Origin of the sequence: Flavobacterium sp. (assembly GCF_040379285.1) — a bacterium.
Lineage (GTDB): Bacteria > Bacteroidota > Bacteroidia > Flavobacteriales > Flavobacteriaceae > Flavobacterium.
The window spans coordinates 1-21,681 of sequence record NZ_JBEILJ010000001.1; the positions used below are offsets into that span (position 1 = coordinate 1).

15 protein-coding genes and 1 pseudogene are annotated in these 21,681 nt (G+C 38.0%); 9 read left to right on the forward strand and 7 right to left on the reverse strand.

Annotated elements, in window-relative coordinates; translation table 11 throughout:
• Positions 1–64: 64 nt before the first annotated feature.
• Complete coding sequence (locus ABWO12_RS00005; protein ID WP_353086108.1) at positions 65–1,195, reverse strand: type I restriction-modification system subunit M; 1,131 nt, start codon at positions 1,193–1,195, stop codon at positions 65–67.
• A gap of 282 nt (positions 1,196–1,477) precedes the next feature.
• On the opposite strand from ABWO12_RS00005, the gene ABWO12_RS00010 reads away from it, so the two are divergent.
• A complete protein-coding gene (locus tag ABWO12_RS00010; protein WP_353086110.1) occupies positions 1,478–2,869 on the forward strand; it encodes a Kelch repeat-containing protein in 1,392 nt (463 codons plus the stop codon).
• Between the two features lie 66 nt (positions 2,870–2,935).
• Here the strand turns inward: ABWO12_RS00010 and ABWO12_RS00015 are convergent.
• Positions 2,936–3,154, reverse strand: a pseudogene (locus ABWO12_RS00015) (transposase); the annotation flags it as partial.
• Positions 3,127–3,516 carry a HipA domain-containing protein gene (locus tag ABWO12_RS00020; protein WP_353086112.1) on the reverse strand — a complete coding sequence of 130 codons (390 nt, stop codon included), beginning with the start codon at positions 3,514–3,516 and terminating at the stop codon, positions 3,127–3,129. The gene ABWO12_RS00020 and the pseudogene ABWO12_RS00015, both read right to left, overlap by 28 nt.
• A gap of 398 nt (positions 3,517–3,914) precedes the next feature.
• Between ABWO12_RS00020 and ABWO12_RS00025 the strand changes: the two genes are divergently transcribed.
• Positions 3,915–8,708, forward strand: coding sequence for a RemA C-terminal-like gliding motility protein (locus ABWO12_RS00025; protein WP_353086114.1), 4,794 nt, complete (start codon positions 3,915–3,917; stop codon positions 8,706–8,708).
• A 122-nt stretch (positions 8,709–8,830) separates the two neighbouring features.
• On the opposite strand, the gene hisS is transcribed toward ABWO12_RS00025, so the two are convergent.
• On the reverse strand, positions 8,831–10,237 hold the full coding sequence (hisS, locus tag ABWO12_RS00030; protein ID WP_353086116.1) for a histidine--tRNA ligase: 1,407 nt from the start codon (positions 10,235–10,237) through the stop codon (positions 8,831–8,833).
• A 239-nt stretch (positions 10,238–10,476) separates the two neighbouring features.
• Between hisS and ABWO12_RS00035 the strand changes: the two genes are divergently transcribed.
• Positions 10,477–11,724, forward strand: a complete 1,248-nt coding sequence (locus tag ABWO12_RS00035) for an ABC transporter permease (protein WP_353086118.1) — start codon at positions 10,477–10,479, stop codon at positions 11,722–11,724.
• Here the strand turns inward: ABWO12_RS00035 and prmC are convergent, their stop codons facing one another.
• Both prmC and ABWO12_RS00045 read right to left on the reverse strand, forming a co-directional pair.
• Positions 11,725–12,576 carry a peptide chain release factor N(5)-glutamine methyltransferase gene (prmC, locus tag ABWO12_RS00040; RefSeq protein WP_353086120.1) on the reverse strand — a complete coding sequence of 284 codons (852 nt, stop codon included), beginning with the start codon at positions 12,574–12,576 and terminating at the stop codon, positions 11,725–11,727. It abuts the gene before it with no gap.
• A 2-nt stretch (positions 12,577–12,578) separates the two neighbouring features.
• Positions 12,579–13,064: a GNAT family N-acetyltransferase gene (locus tag ABWO12_RS00045; RefSeq protein WP_353086122.1), complete on the reverse strand. Its 486-nt coding sequence runs from the start codon at positions 13,062–13,064 to the stop codon at positions 12,579–12,581.
• Between the two features lie 47 nt (positions 13,065–13,111).
• Between ABWO12_RS00045 and ribD the strand changes: the two genes are divergently transcribed.
• The 6 genes from ribD to ABWO12_RS00075 all read left to right on the forward strand — a co-directional run bounded on the left by ribD (position 13,112) and on the right by ABWO12_RS00075 (position 20,500).
• Complete coding sequence (ribD, locus tag ABWO12_RS00050) at positions 13,112–14,149, forward strand: bifunctional diaminohydroxyphosphoribosylaminopyrimidine deaminase/5-amino-6-(5-phosphoribosylamino)uracil reductase RibD (protein WP_502902901.1); 1,038 nt, start codon at positions 13,112–13,114, stop codon at positions 14,147–14,149.
• Entirely contained in the window at positions 14,127–14,735 is a 609-nt protein-coding gene (locus ABWO12_RS00055; RefSeq protein ID WP_353086126.1) for an HAD family hydrolase, read from the forward strand. Before ribD ends, ABWO12_RS00055 begins: the two co-directional genes overlap by 23 nt.
• Positions 14,736–15,427: 692 nt before the next feature.
• Positions 15,428–17,809 carry a TonB-dependent receptor gene (locus ABWO12_RS00060; protein ID WP_353086128.1) on the forward strand — a complete coding sequence of 794 codons (2,382 nt, stop codon included), beginning with the start codon at positions 15,428–15,430 and terminating at the stop codon, positions 17,807–17,809.
• Between the two features lie 45 nt (positions 17,810–17,854).
• The gene (locus ABWO12_RS00065) at positions 17,855–18,730 is read left to right on the forward strand and encodes a DUF4249 domain-containing protein (RefSeq protein ID WP_353086130.1); all 876 of its coding nucleotides are present in this window, start codon (positions 17,855–17,857) and stop codon (positions 18,728–18,730) included.
• Positions 18,731–18,741: 11 nt separating this feature from the next.
• Positions 18,742–19,767 (forward strand): sensor histidine kinase, encoded by a 1,026-nt coding sequence (locus ABWO12_RS00070; RefSeq protein ID WP_353086131.1) that lies wholly within the window; start codon positions 18,742–18,744, stop codon positions 19,765–19,767.
• On the forward strand, positions 19,760–20,500 hold the full coding sequence (locus ABWO12_RS00075; protein ID WP_353086133.1) for a LytR/AlgR family response regulator transcription factor: 741 nt from the start codon (positions 19,760–19,762) through the stop codon (positions 20,498–20,500). The genes ABWO12_RS00070 and ABWO12_RS00075 overlap by 8 nt, the downstream gene beginning before the upstream one ends.
• A 150-nt stretch (positions 20,501–20,650) precedes the next feature.
• Here ABWO12_RS00075 and ABWO12_RS00080 read toward each other — a convergent pair whose 3' ends face one another.
• Positions 20,651–21,676, reverse strand: coding sequence for an NAD-dependent epimerase (locus ABWO12_RS00080; RefSeq protein ID WP_353086135.1), 1,026 nt, complete (start codon positions 21,674–21,676; stop codon positions 20,651–20,653).
• Positions 21,677–21,681: the final 5 nt, after the last annotated feature.

Consider the following 21,681-nt stretch of genomic DNA (forward strand, 5'->3'; position numbering starts at 1 on the left):
CGTTGACCTCTACCAACTGGAATCATTGCATCAACTGCTTTTACTCCGGTTTGTAATGGTTCTGTTACGGAAAAAACAATACTGCTGTACTTACTCCTGCATACGGTTTGAATACACCACTTGGCATAGAAATCACTGCATCCAACTTGTGGTTTTTTATAATCTCTTGTCTAATCTGTTTGTGTGCATTAGAAGATCCAAATAACACCCCATCAGGAACAATTACAGCACATCTTCCACCTGTTTTCATCATACGCAACATCAAACCTAAAAACAGCAATTCAGTTTTCTTTGATTTTACAGTTTTCAGGATAGAAGTTTCCACACCATCATAATCTAAACTTCCTTTAAAAGGAGGATTAGCAAGTATCAATGAAAATCTGTCTCTTACATCACCATTGCTTTCACTCAACGCATCTTTACCTATCAAGTTTGGACTTTCAATACCATGCAACTGCAAGTTCATAGCACCAATACGTAACATGGTATTATCAAATTCAATACCTGTAAACATATTGCTGTTGTAGTGTTCTCTGAATGCTTTGTCATGAAACCAATCCGGATGATTTTGGTGGATGTATTCACCCGCTGAAACTAAGAATCCTGCTGTACCTGCAGAAGGATCACAAATAGTATCTTCCTTTGTAGGTTGAACCATGTCAACCATCATTCTGATAATGTGTCTTGGTGTTCTAAACTGACCATTGGTTCCTGCAGTAGCAATTTTAGAGAGTAAATACTCATAGGTATCTCCTTTGGTATCTCTATCTTCCATCTTGATTTTGTCAATCAACTGCACTACTTGATCCAACAATCTTGGGGTAGGTATCATAAAAGTAGCGCCAGTCATGTATTGTGCAAATACACCATTTTCAGCACCCACTTGTTTCATATGGTCAAATACAGATACACCACCTACAGTTGGTTTGGTAAATAAGTCAAACATAGCTTGTGGTTCTCTGTTCTTGAAAGAGTTCCAACGCAATTCTTGTTGCTCTGGTGTAAAGATGATATTGGCAACTGGTTTCTTAATGAATGCTGCTTTCTTCTCTTCCAACAACTGTGTTTCATCCAGTCTACGTATGAATAGTAAGTAGGTAAATTGCTCTATTACTGTAAGTGGATTAGAAACTCCACCTGTCCAGAAGGACTCCCATATTTTATCTACTTGTGATTTTAATTCTCCTGTGATCATTCCAAATAATTAATTAAAAAAACACACCTAAAATAAGGTGTTGTAAGTGGTAAATGTATAAAATTAAAATGAATTTTTATTTTGTAGTATTATTATTACATTAATGAATTGATAATTTTCATTAGATAAGAAGCTGATCTCGTTTAAATGCAGCCCAAACTTTACAGGGGATGAAAGTTACAAGAAATATCCTACAGCTTCAAAAAAAGTTGTCTAATTATTACAATACTTAATTTTTTTTTTACATATTTTTGTTGTTAAAACGTCTTAAAAATTAAAAACATGAAAAATAAAATTTTGAAAGCAATCCTTTGCTTGGCACTTACACTTTGTTTGTTTAATTCCTTTGCGCAAGTTTTTCAAACTACTTCTTCATTTCAAGATGCCCGTTATGGACATTGTACGGCACAATCTACAGGTGATAAAGTTCTGATTTTTGGTGGAATAGTTGCAAGTGGCTCTAACATTAATAGTGTTTATGAGTATGATCCTGCATTAAATTTATGGTCTTCAAAAGCGAGTATTCCAAATACTTTAGGTTTAGGTAATAGCACATGTGTTAAATTAAACAATGGTAAAATCCTCTTGTTTGGTGGTTCTCAAAATGGTTCAACTCCTCAGTGTAATAAAGTGTATCAATACGATATTGCTACTGATTCATGGATTATACTTTCTGATCTACCAAACTCTTTAGGGAGAGAACAAATGAAATCTACACTTTTGAATGATTCTACTGTGCTATTAACGGGAGGAATTTCAACGACTTCCTTTGATACTTTGGAATATCAAACAACAAATTATCTATATAATACGAATACCAACACATTCTCCATCGCTGGTAATTTACCAAACGGCATAATCAACCATACATCTACCTTACTTTCAAATGGAGAAGTATTAATTACGGGAGGTTTTGATGGGAATCAAGCTAGAGATAAAGTGTATGTTTATAACGCGCAAAATGGTTGGAGAACATTATCCTCTACGTTGAGTATTCCTGTTAGTGCACATCGAGCAGTATTAGTAAACGGCAAAGTATATATTTATGGAGGATTCAGTATCCCACTATTTGAATTTTCAAATAAACTAGATGTATACAATCCAACTATTGACGCTGTAAGCCTTTTAAATACAGGGCCTGTTGCTAGCTCACAATTTTCAATGGTTGAATTTAATTCAACTATTTTGATTGCAGGTGGAAACAGAATTTTACCTGATTCATCATTTGGAGTAACGGATGAAGCTTATTTGTACAATATAAATAACAATACATTCGCAACGATTGTTAATATGCCATCCACAAGGGGCGGAATGGAAATTTCAAAATTGGGAAACACAGGGAAATTTATTTTTAGTGGTGGTCATATGTCCTTATCTGAACCATTTGATAACGGGATTATTTATGATGCAAACCAAACCTTAGGAATAACAGAAAACAATGAAGCAAACTTAATTGTGTTGTATCCAAATCCTTGTCAAAATGAGTTGAATTTAAAAATGGCCTCTTATAATTATTCAACTAAATATGAAATATTTAACTCATTTGGGCAACTTGTACAATCAGGTGTAATAGAACCTAATAATTTATCAATTAACACAAGTGACTTTGCAGAAGGATTTTATATCATTTCAATCAATGGAAACACACATCAACGTTTTCTAGTAATTCGATAATTTATTCTAAAACGACACTATCCCAATAAGTGTGTAAGTTATAAATAACGGGGTTTGACTTTTTAATTAAAGTTGAACCCTTTTTTCAAAAATTGTTAAGAACTGGTTGAGGATTAATCCCCAATTTTGTATTGGCATTGACCATTTTTTGGTTGCTTCTCTCAGTGCTAAATATACGGATTTTAAAACAGCCTCGTCTGAGGGGAATGATAATTTGTTTTTGGTGTATTTTCTAATTTTTCCATTGAGATTTTCGATTAGATTTGTAGTGTAAATAATTCTTCTTTATCATTAGGATTTACAATTGCAACATTTAATAAGTCATAAGCTGGTGCCAATATCCAGCCCGAAGGTGAAGAAATCATTGAAAAGTTTTTTAGATGCTTAACATTATTACCAGTTAAGTAACAGAATAAGGTTAATTCAAATAGAAACAATTTATCTAAAATCGGATTTTCGGGATAGTTTTGAAGTACTTTCCCTACTTTTTCCATCGAACTTTTATACATATCAAATGCTTCTGTAATTTGAAACATATCGATCATATGGATTTTTGTTCCATCAGCTGCCCTATCAATACGCTTTGTGATATAGGTGAGTTCTCCTGATGTTAAACGAACTAAACTACTTGATATCAGTATAAACACTTATTCATCACTTTCGTTTTTAATTGGAACAACATTCAAGTGAGGAAATGATAGTTTTTTAAGAATGAGTTCTTCAAAATCCTATATTTTATTGGGATTAAAAAAGATAAAAATATTTGAACAACCCTGAAATCAAGGGTTCAACTCCTGTCCTCGCAACTTGTTAAATGAACAGGCTTTTTTTAGCCCAAAAATTTGGCAAAGTTTGATTTCTTCCCCTCCATTTCATACTTAAAGTGAATTTAAAAAAGTCATTATTTGTAAGATTTTTATTGCCTTTTTTTATTTTAAATGCTTTTTATCGATTTATTTTGCATTTTATCGATTTTTTACAAAACCATTTCTATATTTGTATTTCCAAATCAAATGAAAATTAAAAGATAAAAAAACCTACTGTCATGAAAACAATTTTATTCCTGACGTTTAAAAGGTTTAGCCTTTTACTAGCTTTACTGGTGACAACACTTGTGATTGCTCAAACAAGAACAGACGTTATAAATAGTACAGGTAGCGGGACTTTTACCGTACCAGCTGGGGTTACTTCGGTGACTATTGAAACTTGGGGTGCCGGAGGTGGTGGTGGAAATAGTAACTCCACAAGCACCAATGGAGGAACAGGTGGTGGCGGAGGTGCCTATGCCCGTGGGGTTCACACCGTAACTCCGAATGCTACCTATTTCTATTTTGTAGGAGGTGGCGGCTTGGGTGCACCTGCAAATTCTACTTTGACTGCAGGGAATGGTCAAAATTCTTGGTTCAACGCTACAGGAGCGAACACAGCCCCTACAAATAATACTTCTGGAACCCTTGGAAATGGAGGAAATAGAGGAAATAATAATACTACGAGTACTCCATCCAACCGTGGATTAGCTTCGAGTAGTTTGGGTAACCAAGCCACTTCTAACGGTAATCATGGTGCAGCAGGTTCAGGTAGTGGTGGGGGAAATGGTGGAAATGGCGCTAACAGTGGTGGTGCCGGAGGAGCGGGTTCAACAGACAACAATGGTAGCGATGGTGAAGTCCCCGGCGGTGGCGGTGGTGGAAGTAATGATAGTGATTCGCATCGAGGAGGCAATGGCGGTAATGGACAAATTCGCATTACTTATGCGGTTCCAACTTTAGTTGTAAGCGGAAATGGAAATACAATTACCAATGGTGATAATACCCCAGCCATAGCCGATCATACTTTTTTTGGCAGTGCCGACATTACTATTGGAACTACAACCCGAACCTATACCCTACAAAACACTGCAAGTCAAGCTGGATTAACCATTTCAAGTTTAACAATCACTGGAGCAAATGCTAGTGATTTTTCTGTGACTGCATCGCCAAACGCATTAGTCAACAGCGGGAGTAGTACTACATTCACAGTTACGTTCAACCCCAGTGCCTTTGGAGTTCGCAACGCAATCATAACTTTTAACACAAACGACCCTAATTTTCTTACATTCAGTTATAGCATTCAAGGAAATGGAATCAACGATGCAGATGGTGATCTTGTAGATGTAGGATTAGATTTGGATGACGACAATGATGGCATTCGCGATAATGATGAATGCAGAACCTGCAACACGGATCCTTTTCAAAATGGGAGTTTTGAGACGCCTGTCATAGCTGCCAACTCATATTCATTTATACCTACGGCTAATGTAACAGGCTGGCAAACTAGCGCTGAAAATGTAATCGAAATATGGAGCACTGGATTTAACGGTGTTCCCGCTGCAGCAGGAAATCAATTTGCCGAATTAAATGCAAATGTACCCGGCGTACTTTACCAAACTTTTTGTTTGAATGGCGCTGGAGGAACGATTAACTGGTCTATTCGTCACCGTGGTCGAAGCGGAACCGATACGGCTTTCGTTAAATTTGGTTCTTCGTTAGCCAATGCTTTAGCCTCGACTCCCATCGCGACGATGGTTTCTGGAAACACCTCATGGGCGACCTACTCGGGAACTTACATTATTCCTTCAGGCATGGTTCAGATTGTGCTAACCTTTCAAGCCGGACCAACAGCCTCTGGCGATCAATCGGTAGGTAACTTTATTGATGATATTCAAATTGCCATTAACCAAAGTTGTGTTGATACCGATGGCGATGGAGTTGCCGATGTAAATGACTTAGATTCTGACAATGATGGGATTCCCGATATTGAAGAAAATGGTTTCCGAAACCTAAGTAACCAGTTCGGTACTTTTGACAAAACAAGTTCTACGCGCTGGGCCGATACTAATAACAACGGATACAACGATTATATTGAAGCCTTGATTTCAGGCGGTACCTATGTTGTACTAAATACCGATGGGGATTCCGTTCCAAATTACATTGATTTAGATAGTGATAATGATTCATTATTTGATACCGATGAAGCGGGTATCCTTTTTGGAGATGGTGATATCGATGGCAATGGAAGCGGGGATTACACTGATGCCGACGGGGATGGAATCATGGATCTCCATGATAATCTAACCGGATTTGGCGTCAGTGCCAAAGCCTATGCCCAAGACACGGATAGTAATGGTGTTGGCGACTATTTACAATTGGATTCCAATGCTGACGGTACCTTTGATATTAGAAGCGGACTTTATACTTCTTTAGACACAAACAATGATGGACGAATTGATGGATCAGCTGACGCGGATACCGATGGTTTATTGGATAGCTTTGACAGTAATACCAGTCTTTGGGGATCGCCAAGAAATCTAGATCAAAAACTCTATCTTTCTTTTGACGGAAGAAATGATTATGCACAAGACACTCCTGCTTTAGGTGGTTTGTCTACCCTAACCTTAATGGCTTGGATATCTTTAAATCCAGCTTTTTCCGGCACCGGGGTGATTGTTGGTCAAAACAACTGTAATATTAGAGTTAACGCTACCCGACAACTACAAGTGGTCATTAACGGAAATACTTATGCGTATACTAATGTTGCAAATTTAGACACAAGTCGTTGGTATCACATAGGTATTACATTGGGCGGTGGCACCTTAACCATTTTTGTGAATGGCGACCCTCAAACCTACAGTGTATCGGGGTCGATCAATGCCGATTCCAGTAATTTGACCTTAGGTAGAAATCCAGGCGCAAGCAATATGTTTTTCTTTGGAAAAATGGACGAAGTAAGGGTATTTAACACCAGCTTATCCCCTGCTCAATTCCAACGCATCATCAACCAGGAAATTATCAACAACAGTTCACAAGTGCGCGGTACATTTGTACCCCTAAATGTGGGGGCACTTAACTATGCTACTTTGTTACGTAATTATCGAATGGATGCCTACCGTGGAGATATTGCCGATAACTTTACAACACCAACCATAGACTCAGGATCGGGTTTGCGCTTGTTCAATGTAAAAGCTATTGCACCACAAGAAGCTCCTATGCCCTATGTGACCGTTCGTTCTGGAAGTTTAGCGTCAGCTGTCAATGACCCTTCGCGCGATATTAATGGTAATGATGTACTCAATTATGATTGGAATATTGTGGATGTACGACACAATATCACAGAGACAACCAACTGTACTGATCTTGGAATAGTCATCAATCCCGGTGTACGTGTGACCATGAACAACGATACGCGTATACAAAATGCTTGGTATTTAAAAATTGATGGCGTATTGGATTTAGAAGGGCGCTCGCAATTAATTCAAACCAATGCAAGTGAACTAGATGTTACTAGTGGCGGTGCTATTGAACGCAATCAACAAGGGTCAAGCAACCTTTTCAATTACAATTATTGGAGTTCTCCAGTGAGCCCTACCAATACCACTGTCAACAATGGAACTTTCACTGTAAATAGTGTATTTAAAGACGGAACCACCGCTACACCACAAAATATTATATGGACCAATGGCTTAAATGGCTCACCAACAGCACCAATTACCCTAAGTAACTACTGGATTTTCAAATTTCAAAACTTAACCAACAGCTATGCCAACTGGCAATCGGTAGGTGCCAACGGATCGTTGAATACTGGAGAGGGATTTACTTTGAAGGGAAGTGGTGCCGCAAGTACCAATCAAAACCTGACTTTTGTAGGAAAACCGAATAATGGAACCATAACAATTCCTATTGCTGCAAGTAATTTAAATCTAACCGGAAATCCGTATCCTTCGGCTATAGATGCTAACTTGTTCATCGGCACGAATAGTGGTAGTACAACAGGAACACTTTACTTTTGGGAACACGCATGTAGCAATAATACCCATAACTTAACGGGATATCAAGGAGGGTATTCCGTTCGTAACTTAACAGGTGGTGTGGGTCCATTAGCTCCTGCGGGGCTTAACGGAATTGGTACGAGTTCAAAAATACCGAGACGATTTATTCCTGTGGGACAAGGTTTCTTTGTGGTAGGGTCAGCTACAGGTGGAAATATTACCTTCCAAAATAGTCACCGCACCTTCATTAGAGAAGATCATTTCGAGTCCAATACGTTGTTCCGCCATGGAAATGCAACACAAAACTATGTTGGAAATAATGAAGAAGACCCGGTAGTCACCGATCAATATGCACGCTTGCGTTTGGGAATGACTTCCAAAGACAATTACCACCGTAACATCTTATTAGGATTTATGGAAGATTTGGCCTCTCATGATTATGATTATGGTTATGACGCTGAAACCATTGACAACCAAAACAACGATGTGTACTTTGTAGCCAATAGCAAACGAATGGTGATTCAAGGAGTGGATTATTTTGACATCAATACGATGTATCCTATTGGAGTTAAGGCTTATGTAACGGGTGAAATCAAATTCAACATTGATGAAGTTGAAAATTTACCTACTACACAACGTTATTATATTTTAGACCAACAAGACGGGGTTTTCCATGACATCACCGACCAACCTTTTGTTGTAGAGGTGCCCCAAGGAAATACCGATAATCGCTTTGTATTGGCCTTCAAAAACACGACAGCTTTAAATACCGATGACCATGCCCTACAAAATGGAGTGCATATGGTTTATACCAACAACAATACGCAATTGACAATTAAAAATTATGTAGCAGACGCTACGATACATACAGTGGTCCTTTATAATATGCTGGGACAAGAAGTAATGGCTTACAAGGTGACGGGGCAAGATCAAACCCAAATCCAAATTCCTGTACGCGGAATTAGCGCAGGAACGTACATTGCCAAAGCCGTTTCAGACCAAGGAACCACCTCGAAAAAGATTGTTTTTAATTAGGGTTTAAACAATTTTTGATTTGACGACGCGAAAAGCCACACCTGACTAGTGTGGCTTTTCCATTTTTAATCCATAAAAAAATCACGTGATAACAACGTGATTTTTTATTTACTCGTGAAGGATTATAATGCTGTAAGTTGATCCCAAGAACAGGCTAGCACTTCTCCTGTAGCAATATTTTTAACGGAATACACCGCATTTTCAATCGAACGAATGACATAAGGAACGCCGCGCTTTTCAGCATACTTAAATTGCTTATCCCACTTCGCTGCATCAGGAAAGAGTTCGGCACTAATTCCCTGTCGGCGCAAAGCGGTAATCGCTTGCATCGCCACTTCAGCTTCGTTGTTTCCTAGATTCAAAAACAAAAAGTGGGGAGCAGTACGCAACGTTTCAGGAAAAAGATTCAATTCCTCTAAGACCAAATAGATGCGGTCTAACCCGAAAGAAATTCCAACGCCGCTTACATTTTTCAATCCGAAAATTCCTGTCAAATCGTCGTAACGGCCACCACCACCGATGGAACCCATTTGAACTCCTTTGGGAGCGGCCACCTCAACAATGGCACCCGTATAATAGTTCAAGCCACGCGCCAAGGTTACATCCAATTCTAAAGTCGCTTGCTGTAATCCTAACTTTTTGACTTGTTCGCTAATAAAACGTAGCTCTTCTACTCCTTTTAATCCAATTTCAGAAGCGTGTAATAGCGTTTCTAATTGGGTCAATTTCTCCGAAAACGAACCTGAAAACGAGAACAGCGGTTGCACTTTTTCGAGCGCAGCGGCGGGAATACCTTTGGCCAACATCTCGTCTTTTACACCCGTCTCTCCTATTTTGTCTAGTTTATCTAAAGCCACCGTAAAATCAATCAATTTATCGGAAGCGCCAATTACTTCGGCAATGCCCGACAATACTTTCCGGTTGTTGAGTTTTAAGGTTACGCCATGCAAGCCCAAGTCGTGAAATACCGCATCATACAGTTGCAACAACTCTACTTCTTGCCACAAGGAGGTCGATCCTACCACATCGGCATCGCATTGGTAAAACTCGCGAAAACGTCCTTTTTGTGGTTTATCGGCACGCCATACCGGTTGCATTTGGTAGCGTTTGAAGGGTAAAGCCAATTCGTTTTGGTGCATGACTACATAGCGCGCAAAAGGCACGGTTAAGTCGTAACGCAAGGCTTTATCAGAAATTTTGGCGGTAAACCGATTAAGTTCTACCCGTTGCTCGAGCGAAATGGTTTCGGCCGAGTTGGTGAGTAATGCTTCTAACGAGTCGGGGAGTTGAATTCGATTTTTATCGTAGAAATAATTCCCGCTATTCAGGATTTTAAAAATCAAGCGATCGCCTTCATCGCCGTATTTACCCATGAGGGTTGATGCGTTTTCAAACGAAGGTGTTTCAATAGGTTGGTATCCAAAACATTCAAAATGACGTCGCATGACATTCATAATGTAATTGCGTTTGGTCACTTCATTGGATGAAAGATCGCGTGTTCCCGTGGGAAGTCCAGGTTTTTGTGCCATAAGGGTAGTGTATTTTCATTGAAACCGTTGCAAATATCGGACATTTCACAAACGTAAACCAAGGACTGTTTCAACATTTTTGGGGCGTTGTATCGTGGCACCGATGCGTTAGGGATTGCGGCATTGTTGGAGCTCGCCCGAGGTGACGAGGGCAGCGACTGCCAAAAGCCCGGCCAACGCACAAAAAATCTACATCCTAATTGTAACAAAATAGCAGTCGGGTCTACTTATGCAATACCATGAATGGAGTTTTTCGCGAAAATATAAAAATTGCATTGGGGGCTATTCGCTCGCAATTGTTGCGCACCGTGCTGACGATTTTGATCATTGCCTTGGGAATTATGGCTTTGGTGGGCATTTTGACGGTGGTGGCCGCTTTGGACAATACGTTGAATTCGAAATTTGCCGCCATGGGATCGAATACGTTTAATATCAACCAATACGAATTTACCTCGCGGCGACGGGGCGGCGGTGAAATCGAGAAAATAAATCCGATTATCTCCTATCCCGATGCCAAAGCTTTTAAAGAGAAATACGACTATCCGGCAACCCAAACGTCCATTTATTTTACAGCGACAGCCAAGGCGGAGGTCAAGTATGAAAACGAAAAAACCGAGCCTGCCATTTCGGTTTTGGGAGTGGATGAATTTTATGTTCCCAACACGGGTTCGGAAGTGATTCAGGGTCGGAATTTCAATGTTTTTGACATTTCCAACAATGCGTATGTTTGTTTGTTGGGTAACGATTTTGTAAAAGAGGGGTTGCTGAAAGACGTGACCAATCCGATTGATAAAATCATTACGATTCGCGGGGCTAAATTTCGCGTTATTGGGATACTCAAAGAAAAAGGGTCGACGTTTGGCAACAATCAAGACCAACGGGTAATGATCCCGATACAGATCGCGCGATCGTTATTTTCGGCGCCCAATATCAATTATACCCTTAGTACAATGGTGATGCGTCAAGAAATTTTGGATGCGTCCATAGATCATGCGCGTTTAACGATGCGTCGCGTTCGTCATTTGAATCCTGTGGAGGACAATAATTTTGGCATTTCACGCAGTGATGATTTGGTGCAACGCATTGCAGAGACCACGGGAACTTTGAATATCTCAGCTTTTGTGATTGGTTTGGTGACCATTTTGGGGTCGTCAATCGCCTTAATGAACATTATGATTGTTTCGGTCACAGAGCGTACACGTGAAATTGGCGTTCGGAAATCGCTGGGGGCCAAACGAAGTACGATTGCGTGGCAATTTTTCATGGAAACCCTTGTCATTGGGCAGTTGGGTGGATTAGTAGGGATGCTCTTGGGGATAGGAATTGGGTATCTTTTTGCTTCCTTCTTTGAATTTGCATTTACGATTCCTTGGATGGCTATGATTGCCGCCTTTATAACCAGTTTTATTGTAGCGATTGTTTCGGGATTGTATCCTGCATTGAAAGCGTCCAAACTTGACCCTGTGGAGGCGCTTCGTTACGAATAACTAGCGTTCACACCGCAGCATCCGATTATTTCCAAACAAATCTTTACGCAAAGTTACCGATGAAAATCCGAGTTGCTCCATAAGTTGCTGGGTTTCGGCGCCCAAGTATTGATTTATTTCAAAATATAACTTCCCTCCTTTTTTCAAATGGTTGAGCGCAAACTGTCCGATATGGCGGTAAAATAATAGCGCATCTTCATCATCGACAAACAAGGCCAAATGGGGTTCGTGTTCCAAGACATTCGGTTGAATTTCGTGTTTCTCCAATTGCCGCACATAAGGAGGATTGGAGACGATGCAATCAAAAAATTGATGGGTGAAGCGAACATCCATCGCGGTAGTGTCTAAAGCATTTTCTTGTATAAATTGTACGTTTACTGCATTTCGTTGGGCATTTCGTTGGGCAACGGCCAAGGCATCTGCAGCAATATCGATCGCTGTGACGGAAGCTTGGGGGCAATTTTTGGCAATCGATATGGGAATACAACCACTTCCTGTCCCAATATCGAGTATGGCCCCTTTGGTATTGGGAAAATCGTGGAGTATCCAAGCCACTAACTCTTCTGTTTCCGGGCGTGGAATTAAGGTGGCGGGGGTTAGTTCGAAGGGTAAATCATAAAAATAGGTGCTTCCGATAACATATTGTATGGGTACAAACCGTTGTAGGGCTTCGAGTGCCGCGTGCCAACGCTCGGGTTGTTGGGTAATTATATCGGGGGTAAGCACCAAATCGATACGCTTTTTGTGCTCAAAAGCTTCGAGTAGCAATTCAAAAAAACGACGCGCTTCCTCGGGATCATACAAGGTACTCAGTTGCTGTTCAAATTGCGCTTTCAGTTGTCGTAGTTCCATAATTATAGCGATTTTATCATCCACACGGGACAGCTGGTATGTCCAGTGCTTCCCATAGGGGCATCCAAATAGGTAAATCCCATTTTTTGGTACACATGTTGAGCGACTTTCATTTGGGGTAGCGTTTCTAAATAACTGTGGTGGTAGCCGAGTTGAACTGCCGCTGTTAGACATTGTTGAATCAATTGTTGGCCCACGCCTTTACCGCGAACATCGGGCAGAAAATACATTTTTTGCAATTCGCAGGTTGATGTATCCCCTTTATCGAGTGAGGCTATTCCGCCCCCGCCCTGGATACGGCCTTCAAATTCGACAACGAAGTACTGGGACTTGGGTGCTTGATACGTTTCGTATAGGAAATCCAACTGTGGATCGCCGTAGGCTGTTCCGGTGCGTGGGTAGCCTTCCTGTTCAAAAACGGTTCGAATCACTTGGGCAATGGCCACATTATCACGGGGTTGGATTTTACGTATCGATATGGATTTCATTTGCGGAGTAATCGTATTTTTGTGGGGTGAAGATACATGAAAAATACATGCAGCGATGCTTGCAATTGGCAGAAAATGGCTTCGGGACAACCTATCCGAATCCGATGGTAGGCAGCGTGATTGTGCACAACGACAGGATTATTGGCGAAGGTTGGCATCGCAGAGCAGGTGAACCTCATGCCGAAGTCATGGCGGTGCGGTCGGTTAAAAATCCTAAACTCCTTAAAGAAGCTACAATATATGTGAGTTTGGAACCGTGCAGTCACTTTGGAAAAACGCCTCCATGTAGTGACTTTATTTTGGAAAAAGGGATTCCAAATGTGGTGGTGGGAACTGTTGATCCTTTTGCGGCGGTAGCGGGTAAGGGCATTCAAAAACTCCGTGAAGCAGGGCGAACTGTGGTGGTAGGGGTGCTGGAACGCGAATGCCAATGGCTGAATCGTCGTTTTTTTACCTTTCACAACAAACAGCGCCCTTATATTGTATTAAAGTGGGCTCAAACGGCCGACGGTTTTATAGCTCCTTTGGAAAAAGAGGCCCAAAAACCTGTTTGGATTTCCAATGCCTATGCCCGACAAAAAGTGCATCAATGGCGGAGTGAAGAGCAGGCAATTTTGGTAGGAACCAAAACGGTATTGGACGATAATCCGCAGTTGAACACCCGTGATTGGTATGGAAATGCTCCCGTTCGTATCGTTTTGGATCGCGAGGGAAAAATCGACCAGGCTTATCGCGTTTTGGATGGAACACAACCTACATTGGTGATCACGGAGGCTAAAAAAAGTTTATCAGACGACCGAGTTGATTATCAAAATTGTATATTTGATAGTTCACTCCCGAAACAAATTGCACGAATTTTACACCAAAAAGGACTGCAATCGATGATTATCGAAGGAGGGGCAAAAACCTTGCAACTGTTTATTGATTCGGGGTTATGGGATGAAGCTCGGGTCTTTGAAAGTGCGGAACAATGGGGACAAGGGATTCCTGCACCACGATTTGAAGCCCTTCGCGTTTGGAGTGAAAAAATAGAGAACAACAACCTAACTTGGTATTACCATTATGATCAACGCAATCATTTTTGACTTTGGCGATATCTTCATCAATTTGGAGAAAGAAGCACAGATTGAAGCATTTAAAAAACTGGGGTTAGATGGCCCGAATGACGATTTAATTGCACAAAATGATTTGTTTGAAAAAGGGAAAATTACCGAACAGCAGTTTTTGGAATCCTTTCAGCGCTATATCCCCAAAGCCACCTTGTTGGAAATTCGAGAGGCTTGGAATACCATTATTGGGGAATTTCCTTTGGAACGTTTGGAATTTTTACAAATGATTTCAAAAAAATACCGGTTGTTTTTGTTGACCAATACCGATGAAATTCACATCAGTCGGTTTGAACATAAAGTGGGCATGTCGTTTTACACCGATTTTTACAATTGTTTTGAAAAGGTGTTCTTCTCTTACGAAATGCGTATGCGCAAACCCGAACCCGAAATATTTACTCACATCCTGAACAAATACGACCTGTCGCCCAAACGCACTTTATTTATCGACGACAAAAAGGACAACACCGACGCTGCAGAAGCTTTGGGATTGTATGTATGGAACTTACAAGTAGGTCAAGAAGATGTAACCGAGTTGTTTCAGCATAAGGAGTTTCCGTTATAGAAGTTGATTGTCGGCCAGCCCCTAGCCCACAAAGGGGGGATTGGTTATTGGTTGTCGGATTTTGGGAGAGTATTATATAAACTGTGTCAAATTTAAAAATTGAGAGTTTAGATCTTTTTAAATTTGATACATAAAGGATAAAAATTTTGATTTTAAGTCATTCTCATGCCAGGCGATTGAAAAGTTGAAGCAAGGCAAGCCCTTGACTGGTTCAGAAGCTTTTTTTATACCTTTTTTAAAGATGATTTTAGAGGCTTGATTAGAGAGTGAAATCTCGGAGCATGACTACACTTGTGCATTTATTGATTGAGAAATTACTGCCGTGAAATTAACTAGTGGTTTAAATTTTTGGGGGGTTGGTACTGACACAATTGTGTTGTGAGGTTACTCGTCGACTCTTCATCTTTGCTAGCATATATTTTTAAGAGCTAATTTTAAATTGACCTCCTTTTTTATGCAACTAAAATTAGTCATTTAACTAAGCAATACGCTGAAGATAAGTTTGGTTTGGTTAATTTTTCTATGACTTAAAAATTATTCTTCAAAATTATAACTGCCTTTAAATAGCCTCTAATTAATTGTTTTATTCGTTAAAATCAGTAGTTCATCAGTCATTTTCAAGGTTCATCAGAAATTATATTTACTTTTTTAAAGCCAAGTATAATTTTGTGTAAAATCTAAATTTAATTACTATGAGAAAAAATGTATTGATGTTTTTTTTATTACTTTCCTTTTTTAGTTATGGGCAAAAAAAGGTCACAGTTTCAGGGTATGTAGAGGATAAGAAGACAGGAGAGAAGTTATTAGGTGTTAGTATTTATTCGAGCACTAAGGCTGGTAATACTACTAATGAATATGGGTATTATTCCCTATCTTTAGAAGAGGGAAAGCATACTTTGTATGTAAGTTTTATTGGATATAAAACTATTGAACAGGAGATAGTGATAAAATCAAATACCATTATTGATTTTAAGTTAGAGGAAAACTCATTGATTTTAGAGGAGGTAGTTGTAAATAAGCCAAAAGGGGAAAATAAAGTTAGAAATGTTGAAATGAGTGTGAATACATTAAAGGCTTCAACAATTAAAAAACTACCCGCAATTTTAGGTGAGCCAGATGTTATTAAATCAATACAGCTTTTGCCTGGTGTCTCCAGCACTAATGAAGCATCGTCGGGGTTTAATGTTAGAGGTGGGAATGCTGACCAGAATTTAATTTTACTTGATGACGCAACAATATATAATGCCTCTCATTTATTTGGTTTTTTTTCTGTGTTTAATTCAGATGCTATCAAAGATGTAAAGTTGTATAAAGGTGGTATTCCTTCGAGTTTTGGTGGACGATTATCTTCGGTTTTGGATGTAAGACAGAAAGAAGGAAATAAAAAGAAGTTTAATGGTGAGGCTGGTATAGGTTTAATTTTAAGCCGGGTATTGGTTGAAGGGCCAATAAAAAAAGATTCATTAGGAAATGGGAGAGGGTCTTATATGTTTGCTGGAAGACGTTCATACGTTGATGCCTTTACGTTTTTAGATGATGAATTTAAAGATAATGTACTTTTCTTTTACGATTTAAATTTAAAAGCAAATTACGATTTGGATAAGAAGAATAAACTTTTTCTTTCTGGGTATTTTGGTAGAGATCGATTTGAATTGCCTAAATTTTTGGGTACCTCTTGGGGTAATATTGTAGGAACCTTACGATGGACAAATTCGATTAATGAAAATTTATTTTTTCAATCTTCATTTATTTTTTCAAACTATGATTACTCCTTAGATAATTTGCGGTCAGGTTCAGAGTTTCAATGGAACTCAAATATCACAAACTTTAATTTTAAACCAAAGTTAACATGGTATGCTAGTTCAAAAGCAACAATCAAAGGTGGAATTGATTTTACATCCTATAAGTTTAATCCTGGTGAGATTTCATCTTTAAATGGGTCAAGTATAATCGCTCAAAAATTTCAAAATAACTCAGCATTAGAAAATGGACTTTACATTGATGCAGAGTTTGACTTAACAGAAAAACTGAACATTCAAACAGGTTTTCGTTTTTCAAATTTTATGCGAATGGGTAACGAGAATATACGCTTGTATGCCACAGGAAGTCCGTTAACTTATGATCCAATTTATGGTGTTTATGAAGAAAATGAAGTTATTGGTGAAAAAAACTATGGTTCGGGAAGCATAATAAAACAATTCAATGCTTTAGAACCAAGGTTTTCCCTTCGTTATTTGTTGAGTGATCAAAACTCGCTTAAAGCAAGTTACAATCGAATGTATCAATATATTCACTTAGTAACGAATACCACTTCCCCAACTCCTCTAGATGTTTGGACACCTAGTGGCCCCTATATTCGCCCTCAGTTTGCTGATCAAGTCGCTGTTGGTTATTTTTCAAAAATTAAAGAAGATAAATTTGATTTTTCAGTGGAGGCCTATTACAAAAAGTTATCGAATGTGACAGATTTTAAAGATGGTGCGGACTTACTTTTTAGAGAGGATGTTGAAACACAAATTATTCAAGGTGAGGGTAGGGCTTATGGTATTGAGTTTTTATTGAATAAGAATAAGGGAAATTTGACAGGTTGGTTAAGTTACACCATATCACGAAGTGAGAATAGAATTAACGGAATAAATAATGGTGAATTTTATGCTAACAATGCAGATCAGTTGCATCGATTGAATCTAGTTGGTCTTTTAAAAACGAATACTCGTTGGGATTTTGGAGGTGTTTTCACATTTAGTACAGGTAGACCAGTGACCTATCCTACAGGTAGATATGAACAGAATGGACTTGTAGTTGCTGATTATAGCAATCGAAATGCCAACCGATTACCAGTTTATCATCGTTTAGATATTTCAGCGACTTTAAATCCAAAAAAAGATAGTAATAGAACAGGAAAGTGGATTTTTAGTATTGCAAATTTATACAATCGTCAAAACGCCGCTTCAATTTTCTTTAGAGAGGTTAGTGAAGTAAATGGAGTGGAGACAGCTACCGGAAATACAGAAGCCACTCGCTTATCTTTTTTTGGGATAGTACCGAGTGTTACTTATGAGTTTAAATTTTAGAATGATAACGAGAAATATTTATTAATGAATTTTAAATATCGAAAAATGGAAAATTTAAAGAATATGAACAAGTTAATCCAACAGTTTGTTATAATGGTTTTTCTTTTAATAGGGCTTACTTCTTGTGAAGAGGATGTTACAAGTGATATTTCATTAAACTCTGTTGAGAGATTGGTTATTGAAGGTGGAATAGAGCGAAACTCAGGCAATTCTACTCAAAAAATAAGATTGACTAAAACGCTTCCTTTTTTAACCAATTCTAGCAACCCATTTGTCTCAGATGCCACGGTTACAATAACTGATGGAACAACAACATGGAATTTAATACATACACAGAATGGTTTTTACGAAACGAATAGTTTATTGCCGCAAATTGGTAAAACGTATACTATCACTATAGTATGGAATAATGAAACGTATACAGGCTCAGATACCTTATCAGAGGTACCTCCCTTTGATAATTTTTATTATGAGTTTGAAGAGGAAACCTTGTTTACGGATGAAGGATATTTTTTAAAATTTGACACTACAGATCCTGTAGGTGTTGAGAATTATTATTATTTTCGTGTATTTAAGAATAATATTTTTACTATTGTACCTGACCCAGGAAACGCTCAGACATTAATTGTGTCTGATAAATTTTTTGATGGACAGCAAAGAGTGGGAATTAATCCTAATGAAGAAGTTTCATTCGTAGTTGGTGATCTTGCTAAAGCACAACAATTAGGTATTTCTAAAAAGTACTATCAATTTTTATTTGAGTTATTCACTCAAACAGGTAATCAAGGTATATCTTTTATAGGTAACCCTCCTCCAGCTTCCATAAAAAGTAATATTGTTAACATCACGAATCCAAAGAATAGAATTTTAGGTTATTTTTATGCTGTTGATATTGCTGAATCGGCTATACTTATACAATAACATATTATTCGATGAAAATTAGGCTATTACTGTATTTTTTTTTATGTTTCATTTTTTGTTTTCTAAATTTTTTAGAAGACTTGCAAGAGGCTTCATTGCCTCTTGCTTTAACTGAAGTAATACTTATTTTTCCTATGAGTTTTGGTTTTACTTTGGGAGTGTTTTATATTTACCGAAGGATCGTGAAAACACCTTTTTATTTAAGTAAAAATGAACTAAATCGGAAATTATTCCTTTACAGCACAGGAATTGTTATTGTGCTTTTGTTTAGTCCCATTTTGAAATTTATATCACTTCAATTATTTAATGATGATAAAAATTCTCAGTTTTTCGACACCCTTTTTTTCGCATTTTTTGGAATAGTGGGAGTATTTGTTTTTTTTGTGTTTTCAATTGAAGCCTATTTGGTTTCGGAACAGCAAAAAAATGAATTGAGAATTAAACTGTATGAAGTTGAGCTGGATAGTTTGAATGATAAGTATATTTCTTTAAAAAATCAATTGAATCCACATTTTATTTTTAATTGCTTCTCTAACATAGTTAGTTTAATTGATAAAGATTCTGAAAAGGCTATTCGATTTGTTGAAGAGCTTTCCAATGTTTTTCGATATAATTTAACAACTTCTGAGGAGCTTTTGGTGAAATTAACCGATGAGCTAAAGCTATTAGAATCTTACATAAAACTTCAAAAAATTCGACATGAAGGGAGTTTGCATTTTGACATTAAAATTGACGCCTCAAAACTACCATTTTTGATTCCTCCTTTAACCTTAGAAGTATTGGTTGAGAATTCATTAAAGCATACAGTTTTTGATAAATCAAATCCATTATATATATCCATATATTCAATAGGTGATTTGCTCGTAATAGAGAACAACTACAGTCCAAAAGCAATTATGGAAACTGAATCATTGGGTATAGGATTAAAAAGCATTGAAAAACAGTTTAGACTTCTCGGACAAAAACTACCTACATTTAAAATTGAGAATAATTTGTTTAAAGTTGAACTTTCTCTAATTGATCCCTCAGATGCTTAAAGTGGTTATAATAGAAGATGAGTACCTAATTGCGGAGCGGTTAAGTTCTATGTTATTGTCTCTTGAACATGAAATAATTGTTGATACCATATTAAGTTCAGTAAAAGATGCTATCTCTTATTTAAGAGATAACAAGCCAGATTTAATTTTTCTAGATATTAATCTTTCAGATGATTATTGTTTTAACATATTTGAAGAAGTCAATGTGACTAGCCCAGTGATTTTTGTTACTGCTTATTCAGAATATGCTATTAAAGCCTTTGAAGTAAATAGTATTGATTATTTATTGAAGCCCATAACAATTTCAAATTTAAAACGAAGTTTGGATAAGTTTCAAAGAATAACAGTCTTGCCTAATTACAGTGAGATTTTGAAAAAAAGGGAATCAAGATATAGAAATCGTTTTTTAGTTAAGTATTCTAACCAACTCCTATCAATTAACATTGATGATATTGCCTATTTTTTTTCTGAAGATAAGTGGACCTTTTTGTGTTTAAAAGACGGTAGGAAGTTACCAATTGAGTTTAGTTTGAAAAAGATTGAAGATGAAGTTAATCCTCAGTTTTTCTTTCGGATAAACAAGAAATTTTTGGTGTCCCATGAATCCATCAATACGATGCACTATGTATCCAAGATGCGAATCAGGTTAAATCTTAAACCAAATTTTGAGAGTGAACCTATTTTTGTAGCTATTGAAAAGTTAGGAAGTTTCAAAGTATGGCTGTCTAGTTAGGATACATTAGTTATAATTTAAGATGTAAATCTAATTTTAGTCCAGTTGTATATTCAGTCTTTACCTTTTTGTTAGTTTTTTTGTAAAGACAAAAAGTAAGGATTCAAATAAAAGAAGTTTTTGCAGTCAAAAGTCAGCAGTCGTCAGTAACTAAACTCCTACCCCATAATACGCCTTATACCAATCGACAAAAGCCTTTACCCCCTTATCCAAGTCGGTTTGGGGTTGATAATGAAAATCGCGTTGTAATTCGGAGACATCGGCCCATGTTCGTGCAACGTCACCAGGTTGCATAGGAAGCCAATTTTTTTGAGCAGTAATCCCTGTGTGGTGTTCGATGGCTTCAATAAAATCCAATAACCTAACCGGTTTACTATTCCCAATATTATACAACCCATAGGGTTTCGTGTAGGCACCAGACGCTAAAGCTGCAACGATGGCCTCCATACCTTGGGTAATATCATCGACGTAGGTAAAATCACGGGATAATTCGCCATGATTAAAAACATCAATTGGTTTTTGATTGAAAATGGCATCCGTAAACAAAGACAACGCCATATCGGGTCGACCCCATGGGCCATAGACCGTAAAGAAACGCAAGCCCACGGTAGTTATTCCAAACAAATGGCTGTAGGTATGTGCCATTAACTCATTGGATTTCTTAGTGGCTGCATATAAACTAATAGGATGATCAACGGTATCGTTTACAGAAAAAGGGATATGTTCATTGAGCCCGTAGACACTTGAACTACTCGCATATATCAACTTCTTTACCTGATGATGACGACAGCATTCCAAAACGTTCAAAAAACCTGTGACATTACTATCTATATACGTAAAAGGCTGTTCCAAACTGTAGCGAACGCCCGCTTGTGCCGCAAGATTACAAACGATGTCAAAGGAAAATTGACCAAACAAAGCATCCATTCCGATTCGGTCTTCCAAATCAAGTAAAACGAATTGAAACCGGTCGCCATAAGTAGCACTCTCTTCGGGGACCCCTGTTTTAAATTCTTTTGACGTTATACCCAAAACTGCCAAGCGATCTTTTTTTAAGGAAACCGGATAATACGGATTCAAATTATCCATTCCCACAACGATGTACCCTTTTTGGAGTAAGAGTTTACAAAAATGAAATCCGATAAATCCCGCTGCTCCGGTGACCAATATACGCATGACTC

Excerpts from the sequence above, each read along its gene's own strand:
- ABWO12_RS00045 (WP_353086122.1), bottom strand. The coding sequence starts at position 13,064 with ATGAAATCCATATCGATACGTAAAATCCAACCCCGTGATAATGTGGCC.
- hisS (WP_353086116.1), bottom strand. The coding sequence starts at position 10,237 with ATGGCACAAAAACCTGGACTTCCCACGGGAACACGCGATCTTTCATCC.
- ABWO12_RS00060 (WP_353086128.1), top strand. The coding sequence starts at position 15,428 with ATGAGAAAAAATGTATTGATGTTTTTTTTATTACTTTCCTTTTTTAGT.
- ABWO12_RS00005 (WP_353086108.1), bottom strand. The coding sequence starts at position 1,195 with ATGATCACAGGAGAATTAAAATCACAAGTAGATAAAATATGGGAGTCC.
- ABWO12_RS00025 (WP_353086114.1), top strand. The coding sequence starts at position 3,915 with ATGAAAACAATTTTATTCCTGACGTTTAAAAGGTTTAGCCTTTTACTA.
- ribD (WP_502902901.1), top strand. The coding sequence starts at position 13,112 with ATGCAGCGATGCTTGCAATTGGCAGAAAATGGCTTCGGGACAACCTAT.
- ABWO12_RS00080 (WP_353086135.1), bottom strand. The coding sequence starts at position 21,676 with ATGCGTATATTGGTCACCGGAGCAGCGGGATTTATCGGATTTCATTTT.
- ABWO12_RS00010 (WP_353086110.1), top strand. The coding sequence starts at position 1,478 with ATGAAAAATAAAATTTTGAAAGCAATCCTTTGCTTGGCACTTACACTT.
- ABWO12_RS00075 (WP_353086133.1), top strand. The coding sequence starts at position 19,760 with ATGCTTAAAGTGGTTATAATAGAAGATGAGTACCTAATTGCGGAGCGG.
- prmC (WP_353086120.1), bottom strand. The coding sequence starts at position 12,576 with ATGGAACTACGACAACTGAAAGCGCAATTTGAACAGCAACTGAGTACC.
- ABWO12_RS00070 (WP_353086131.1), top strand. The coding sequence starts at position 18,742 with ATGAAAATTAGGCTATTACTGTATTTTTTTTTATGTTTCATTTTTTGT.
- ABWO12_RS00055 (WP_353086126.1), top strand. The coding sequence starts at position 14,127 with ATGATCAACGCAATCATTTTTGACTTTGGCGATATCTTCATCAATTTG.
- ABWO12_RS00035 (WP_353086118.1), top strand. The coding sequence starts at position 10,477 with ATGAATGGAGTTTTTCGCGAAAATATAAAAATTGCATTGGGGGCTATT.
- ABWO12_RS00065 (WP_353086130.1), top strand. The coding sequence starts at position 17,855 with ATGGAAAATTTAAAGAATATGAACAAGTTAATCCAACAGTTTGTTATA.